This window comes from Fodinibius sp., assembly GCF_041642155.1.
Classification (GTDB): domain Bacteria; phylum Bacteroidota; class Rhodothermia; order Balneolales; family Balneolaceae; genus Fodinibius.
In genome coordinates, this window is sequence record NZ_JBEPWZ010000125.1 from 1 (window position 1) to 8,082 (window position 8,082).

Here is an 8,082-nt window from a genome sequence, read left to right on the forward strand (position 1 = left end):
CCGCCTACTATACGCTGAAGGAGATCCCGGAGGGACCCACATTATCGCTAAGCGAGGTTAGCCGAAAAAATACGTCCCCCGTCGACCCGTCCGCCGGGAAGCAGCCCGGACAAGAGGAAGCAAAGGGTGGGGATGGGGATGGAGCTCCCTCCTTCGAGCAGATAAAACCGCTGTTGTCCCAGTACACCTGTACCTCCTGCCATCAAACGGATGAGCGTCAGGTGGGACCGCCGTTTGCGGAAATTGCCCGGCGAAATTATAGTAACGAAGAGATGGTCGAGCTGATGTATAACCCGGACCTTTCGAACTGGCCCGATTACGCCACGGCGATGCCGCCGATGACGATCGTGCCGGAAGAAGAGGCCCTGAAAATCGCCGACTGGATCAATTCGCTGGATGAGTGACATAAAAAATTTGCGTCCTGAGTAAAGTAATTCATAAATACTCAACCGCCCAAAGGCATCAAAATATTGTTTATACAGGGAAACAATAGTTATCATGAACTAACTACCGTTAAACATCCTCTTAATCAGATAATCAGAGATCTTTTCAAATTTTTTTAAATAGGTAATCCAAGCACCTTCGTCATGAAATCAAAAATAAGCCTGGGGTTCGTCCTCATCAGTATTCTTGTTGTGTGGTCTTGCGCTCCTGAGGAAAGCCCGGAAGAGGAAGAGAAACCCAACGTCCTATTTATCATTGCCGATGATTACGGCTATCACGATCTGAGCAGCAGGGGCAGCGACTACTATGAGACCCCTAACCTGGACCGGCTGGCCGGGGAGAGTATGATCTTTACCAACGGCTATACGGCCGCCCGGGTTTGCAGTCCCGCCCGGGCGAGCATCATGTCGGGGAAATCCCCGGCCCGTCACGGCATCACCGACTGGATCGGGGCCAGGACGGGGGAGGACTGGCGGGAGCAGGGCCGCCACAGCAAGCTGCTGCCGCCCGACTACGTCGATCACCTGCCCCACGAATACGAGGTTCTGCCCGAAGCGATGAAAGCGGAAGGATACCAGACTTTCTTTGCCGGCAAGTGGCACCTGGGCGGGGAGGGCTCCTATCCCGAGGACCACGGGTTTGATATGAACCAGGGCGGATTTGAGGCGGGGGGACCCTATACCGGCGGTTATTTTTCCCCTTTTAATAATCCCAAGATGGAGGATCACCCGGGGGAGGAGGGGATGAGCCTGCCGGAAAAGCTGGCCTTGGAGACCAGCCGATTTATCGAGCAGCACAGGGACACCTCCTTTTTCGCTTTTCTCTCTTTTTATGCGGTGCATGCGCCGATTCAAACCACCCGGGCCAACTGGAAAAAGTACCGCGACAAGGCGGATTCGCTGGGAATCGCCGAGGAAGGATTTGAAATGGGCTATTTCCTGCCCATCCGGCAGGTGCAGGATAACCCGGTCTATGCGGGACTGGTGGAGCATATGGATGACGCGGTGGGAAGCGTGCTGGAGACCCTGCGGACGGAGGGGCTGGACGATAATACCATCGTCATTTTCACCTCCGATCACGGGGGCGTGGCGGCCGGTGATGACTATGCGACCTCCAACCGGCCGCTTCGGGGCGGCAAGGGATACCAGTACGAGGGCGGACTCCGGGTCCCCTATTTTATCCGCGTCCCGTGGCTCAATCACGAGGGCACCGAAAACCCCACCCCGGTTACCGGCACCGATTTTTATCCAACGATCCTTGAGCTGACCGGGAGCGAGCTGCGCCCGGAGGAACACCGCGACGGCGTCAGCCTGGTCCCCCTGCTTAACGGAGAAACCATGCCCGAGCGATCCCTGGTATGGCATTACCCGCATTACGGGAACCAGGGGGGACGACCTTCCTCCGTTATTCGCCGGGGACGCTGGAAGCTGATTCGCTACCACGCGGACAGCAGCGAAGTGTTGTATGACCTGGAGAACAACCTTGAAGAGCACGTTGACCGCTCGGGGGAGCACCCGGAGGTGGCCGCCCGGCTCAGCAGCCGGCTCACGGAATACCTGTCGCAGACCGGCGCTCGCTTTCCCCGGAAAGACCCGCAGTATGACCCGGCCGAAGAGGCGGCCTATCTGGAGAAGATCGAGCAGGAACTGCTGCCGGAGCTGGAAGAGCAGCGGCTGGAGTTTCTCTCACCGGATTACAACCCCGGAAACAACTGGTGGGGCAGCGAGGTGGATTAACCTATTCCCTCACCCATTTCCACAGCTCCCTAAAGCCGGCACTTTGTCCGTAACTGAGGATGCCCACGCTGTAGATCTTGGCACTCAGCCACATGGTGAGGGCAAAGGTGGCGACCATCAGGAGGATGGACAACGAAATCTGCCAAAAGGGCACATCCGTGATGGCGATGCGCGTGATCATCACAATAGGCGTGCAGAAAGGAACCAGCGAGCCCACGATCGCCAGCGTGCTGTCCGGGTTTTCCATCGCCCGGAACATGATAAAGTAACCGATCATAACGGGGATCATGACAGGAAACATAAACTGCTGGGTGTCGGTTTCCGAATCCGCGGCCGATCCGATGGCGGCAAACAGGGAGCTGTACAGCAGGTATCCGAGTATGAAAAAGAGGACGAAATAGAGAATCAGCGAGGGTGCGATATCGGGAATTGCAAACATTTCGGGATCGAGGTTCCCCGAGGCCGCCTCGCCGCCGGGAACCATTTCAGGTCCCAGCATCATCCCGGCCAGCGGTCCCGCTGCGGCCGCAAGTGCGAAAAAAGTGGCCAGCCAGAAGGCCAGCTGGGAGAGGGCAAGAGCCCCGACGCCCCCCATTTTACCCAGCAGCAGCTCGATGGGCTTCACGGAAGAGGTGATGACTTCAATGATGCGGTTCGTCTTTTCTTCAATGACGCTGCGCGTGAGCATGCCGCCGTAACCCAAGACGGAACCAAAGATGATGATCCCCATTGCCATGCCGACAATCGTCAGAAATCCCGTATCATCTTCGGTGGCCTCGCCTTGCTCGGTAAGCTTGCTGGTCGACAGGCTGATTTCCGCCTCAAAAATCTGTTGCACATCCTCGGATACGTTGGCCCGGCTGATGCGTTCATCCCGGATCACCTGCCGGAGGTCCGACTGGATGCGCGATTGGAGGCTTATACCCCCGGCTCCGCTGGATACATATTCCGGATCTTTCTGCAGGTTGATATGGTCTTCCGCCAGGAGGATGTATCCGTCAATCTCCTCGCTCGCGACCATGCCCCGGAGAGCATCTTCTGTAGTGGCTGATAAATCTTTATACCGCTCACCTGCCAGCTCTTCCAGCCGGGGATAGAGGCTGTTCGTCTGGTCCACGATGCCAATGGTATGTTCTGAGCCGGTATCCCATATGGCAATGCCGATACCGGCGCCCACAAAAGCGATCATCCCAAGCGGGATAAGGATGGTGGCTATGATAAAACCCTTGGAGCGCAGGCGGGTGATATACTCTCGCTTAAGGACCAGTAATATCTGATGTAAGTTCATGCTTTAGCGTGATTATTCATAAAGAAATTTCACTGTTATATTTTTTGGCCTCAAAAATTGATCTATGGTTATCTGCATTATGAGGTTGTAACAATTCACCATTAATCTTGGTGAAAAATATGGGCTAATTATATTCTGAGGTTTTTATAAATAAATAAAAGGATAACTAATAATTCCATGCTATTCATGAAGATTCGTGATTATGCCAGTTCATTGGGATTAATATTGTCCTCGCCGACGGTGGAGATAAAAATTTCGGTCAGGGAGGGCTCAACGCGCTCGAACCGGTAAATTTCGGCGTGATCCATGGCCATTTTGAGAATTTGCTGCATATCCTGTCCGTCAAGCACCCTGATTTCAGCAAAATTGGTGGACCGGTTGTTAATACGCACATTTTTGATCTGATCCAGGAAGCTGGAGTCGCCCTGGAATTCTATGACAATCGTATTCTTGCCGAATGATTTCCTGATCTGCCGCAAGTTGCCCTTAAGTACCACTCTTCCGTTGTTAAAAAGACAGATATCATCACACATCTGTTCCACCTGCTCCATGCGGTGCGTTGAGAAGAGGACTGTTTTGCCGCGCTCGCGCAGCTCGATTACGATCTCCCTGAGCATTTCGCTGTTGATGGGATCGAGTCCGCTAAACGGTTCGTCAAAAATATAAATGTCGGGTTCATGTGCAATCGTCGCGATAAACTGGATTTTTTGAGACATCCCTTTTGAAAGCTCACCGACCTTCTTGTGGTACCAGTCGGACGCACCAAAGCGATCCAGCCAGTATCTTGTTTGCTCTTTCGCTTTCCGGTGGGTCAGTCCCTTGAGACGGGCAAGGTAGATGAGTTGCTCGCCGACCTTCATCTTTTTATACAACCCGCGTTCTTCAGGCAGATAGCCGATCATCTTTTGGGTATGGGAACTCGCTTTCAGGCCGTTGATGGTGATGGTGCCTGCATCGGGAATAAGGATATGGTTAATCATCCGGATAGCGGTGGTCTTACCGGCGCCGTTGGGACCCAGGAGTCCGAAAATACGTCCTTTTTCTACCTCAAAACTTGCATTTCTGACGGCCTGGGTTTTGCCGAATGATTTGGCAATATCCTTAACTTCTATAACGGCCATAGGCACATAATTTTATATTGAAAATAGAGGTTCTTCTCATTTTTGGTCATAATCAGTGTTTCATTTCAAGTATTATTTCTTCAGGCTGCATGTTCAGAGTCAGACAATGGATATGCACCGGTGTGCCGAAACAGTCAACTTCCCCAAAATAGCCCAACTACGCATAAAGACCCACTATGACGAAGCAGCACCAGCTACATAGGCTGAACATCGGTGCGAAGGCACAGCGTTAATCAGAGAATGGATGCGGACTTTGTTTCCGCTGCAGGTCTTTGTGAAACAACTTTCTCTGGTTGAGGGTGAATGATTAATATAATCCTGGTTGAAACTTTATGGCTGTTCAATGCGAGCGGTCTAAAAATAAATATTTTGAATGCAGCATAAACTTTAATTAATTAGTCAAAGGGATAAGGTCGGTTAATGTTGTCTGATCATACCGCCAGGGTAACATACGAACAACTTGAAAAGGAGTTTCAATATATGAAAATAATTCATCTCAGTGCAGAATGCTATCCGGTTGCCAAAGCGGGGGGACTCGCGGATGTGGTGGGGGCATTGCCCAAGTATCTGATTCAGGAAGAAGTGGAGGCTTCGGTCGTCATGCCCAAATATGCCAATGAATGGATGGCGGATCAGCAGTTTAAGACGGTTTTTGAGGGACAGGCCCCGCTGGGGGACTGGCAGTTTGATTTTCGTATCCAGCGCGAGATGGATGATACGCTGGGCTTCCCGCTGTATGTGGTGGATATTCCCGGGCGGTTTGACCGACCCGGCATCTATGCGGAACAGCAGACCGGGATCCCTTATGAAGACGATTTCGAACGGTTTGTCAGCTTTCAGGTCGCCATACTGGACTGGTTTAACGAGATGCGGGTGACCCCCGATGTGATACATTGCCACGACCATCATACGGCCCTCGTTCCCTTTATGCTTACCCAAAGTTACCGGTACCGCGACCTGGAACATATTCCCACGGTACTTACGGTTCACAATGGAGAATACCAGGGTATTTACGACCATGGCATGCAAAACCTGTTGCCTTATTTTGATTACCAGAATGCGGGACTGCTGGACTGGGATGGACAGTTGAATTGCCTGGCGGCGGGACTTAAAACCTGTTGGGAGATTACGACCGTTTCTCCTACGTATATGAAGGAGCTGAGTTATAGCAGTCACGGCCTGGAAGGGCTGTTCCGCAGCGAGCAGCAGAAATCGCGAGGAATCATCAACGGCATCGATACGGATGTGTGGGACCCGGAGACTGATCCGATGGTTGCTCACCATTACAGCAGCCGGCGGATGGCCACGGGTAAACGCAAAAACAAGCAGGTGCTGTGCGAAAAGTTTGGACTGGATCCACAGCACCCGACCATCTCATACATTGGCCGACTGGCGTATGAAAAGGGAGCCGACCTGCTGCCCGATCTATTCCGCAGTTTCCTTGAGTCGCCCCAGACCGTCAACTTTATCGTGCTGGGGACCGGAGACCGCAGCCTGCACTACCAGTTTGAGGCGATGTCTGACCGATTTGTCGGCTATTTCGATGCTGCTCTGGATTACAACGAGCCGCTCGCCCATCAGATTTACGCGGGCAGTGACTTTATGATTATGCCCTCGCGCGTTGAACCCTGCGGACTGAATCAAATGTATTCCATGCGGTACGGGACGGTTCCCATCGTCCGCAGTATAGGCGGGTTGAAAGATACGGTGATCGATTTGGGTGAGCCCGAAGGATATGGTATCACTTTTTATGATTTTTCCCTCAGAGCCGCAAGACACGCCGTTCAACGAGCCGTCGACCTGTTTGGCCAGGGACGTACCATGGCCGGTTTACGAAAAAGGATTATGAATCTCGATTTTTCTTGGAATGCTTCAGCTAAAAAGTATATTGCATTATATGAGGAACTGTCAACTTAAACGTTAAAATCATTTATTATGCGTAGTTCAACTATTGCTCTTATTCTTGGCGGGGGACAGGGAACACGTCTTTATCCACTGACAAAAATGCGTTCGAAACCGGCTGTTCCCATCGCGGGTAAATATCGTCTCGTGGACATCCCCATTTCGAACTGCCTGAATTCCGGGATACGCCGTATTTATGTGCTTACGCAGTTCAATTCGGCCTCTCTGAATCGTCATATCAAGAATACCTACAATTTTGACGTATTCACCAGAGGTTTTGTCGATATCCTGGCCGCCGAGCAAACCCCGAGCAGTAAGAACTGGTACCAGGGGACGGCAGATGCGGTTCGCCAGTCTATGTACCACATGAAAAATAAGGATCACAAGCATGTGGCTATCCTGTCGGGTGACCAGCTGTACCAGATGGACTATCAGAAAATGATCGACAAGCATGAAGAAAATGATGCGGATCTTACCGTCGCGACCATTCCGGTGATAGCGGAAGATGCCACGGCATTCGGCATTATGAAAACGAATGAAGAGGGTACGATTGAGCGTTTTATAGAGAAGCCGGATAAGGAGGAACTGGATCAATGGAGATCGGAAACGCCTGAAAAATTCAGCAGCGAGGGTCGGCACTATCTTGCTTCCATGGGCATTTACATTTTCAAGAAGGAAATTCTGACCGAACTGCTGGACAAGCACGAAGATTCCACCGATTTCGGGAAAGGGATTATTCCGAAGGCTATTGAAGGGGATTACCGGGTGCAGAGTTACGAATTTGATGGCTATTGGACCGATATCGGGACGGTGAAGTCCTTTTTCAAGGCCAACCTGGAACTGACTGACGACCTGCCCAGGTTTAATCTCTACGATAACGAGGATTTCATCTATACGCGGGCGCGGCTGCTGCCGGCTTCCAAACTTTCGGGGACGACCTTTGACCACTCGGTCCTGGCCGAGGCGTGTTTGATCGAGGCCAGTCGTATCGAGCGATCTGTTATCGGCATTCGCTCCCGCATCGGTAAGGGGACTACGATAGAGCGTTCCATCATCATGGGCAATGACTATTTCCAGTCGCGCGAAGAGCTGGAGAACAGGGGAAGCGAACAGCCGCCCATGGCTATTGGTCAACGCTGTTTTATCAGTAATGCTATTATCGACAAGAATTGCCGGATAGGGAATGATGTGCGCATTGCCGGGGGCGACCATCTTGAAGATGGCGACTATGGCGAGTATCATGTGGTAGATGGTATTGTGGTAGTTCCCAAACGGTCGGTGATACCGGACGGCACCAAGATTTAGTCCCTGTTTTGCAGCAATAGCTGTAAGCTAACCGGGCATTGGGGCTAACCCGTATTTCTTATATAGATTTACGGTATATTGTGGTAACTTTATGATAAAGATAAACTTATAGCGATTTTTGAGATCCAAAAATTATAACAGTGTGTGCCATACTGTGAACGTCGCCCGTCAGCGGCGTTGAAGATAACAATAGTGTGCCGGGTGCAGGGGGGTACGTCTCCGCTGCCGTTATTCCTTCGCCTTGCTGAAGTACAAATTTCCGGGTGAGAAATCCGGGCTATACGAT

At 51.6% G+C, this 8,082-nt stretch carries 6 protein-coding genes; 4 read left to right on the forward strand and 2 right to left on the reverse strand.

The genetic code is table 11. The features are described 5' to 3' along the window. Both ACESLU_RS08630 and ACESLU_RS08635 read left to right on the forward strand, forming a co-directional pair. The coding region (locus ACESLU_RS08630; RefSeq protein ID WP_372637944.1) for a c-type cytochrome at positions 1-404 on the forward strand (404 nt) is incomplete at its 5' end. Between the two features lie 183 nt (positions 405-587). Continuing rightward, entirely contained in the window at positions 588-2,180 is a 1,593-nt protein-coding gene (locus tag ACESLU_RS08635) for a sulfatase (RefSeq protein ID WP_372637947.1), read from the forward strand. 1 nt (position 2,181) lies between these two features. On the opposite strand, the gene ACESLU_RS08640 is transcribed toward ACESLU_RS08635, so the two are convergent. Then, entirely contained in the window at positions 2,182-3,468 is a 1,287-nt protein-coding gene (locus tag ACESLU_RS08640; RefSeq protein ID WP_372637950.1) for an ABC transporter permease, read from the reverse strand. 200 nt (positions 3,469-3,668) lie between these two features. Then, a complete protein-coding gene (locus ACESLU_RS08645; protein ID WP_372637953.1) occupies positions 3,669-4,589 on the reverse strand; it encodes an ABC transporter ATP-binding protein in 921 nt (306 codons plus the stop codon). 480 nt (positions 4,590-5,069) lie between these two features. On the opposite strand from ACESLU_RS08645, the gene ACESLU_RS08650 reads away from it, so the two are divergent. Continuing rightward, complete coding sequence (locus tag ACESLU_RS08650; RefSeq protein WP_372637956.1) at positions 5,070-6,506, forward strand: glycogen synthase; 1,437 nt, start codon at positions 5,070-5,072, stop codon at positions 6,504-6,506. Positions 6,507-6,524: 18 nt separating this feature from the next. Beyond that, entirely contained in the window at positions 6,525-7,796 is a 1,272-nt protein-coding gene (locus tag ACESLU_RS08655; RefSeq protein ID WP_372637959.1) for a glucose-1-phosphate adenylyltransferase, read from the forward strand. Positions 7,797-8,082: the final 286 nt, after the last annotated feature.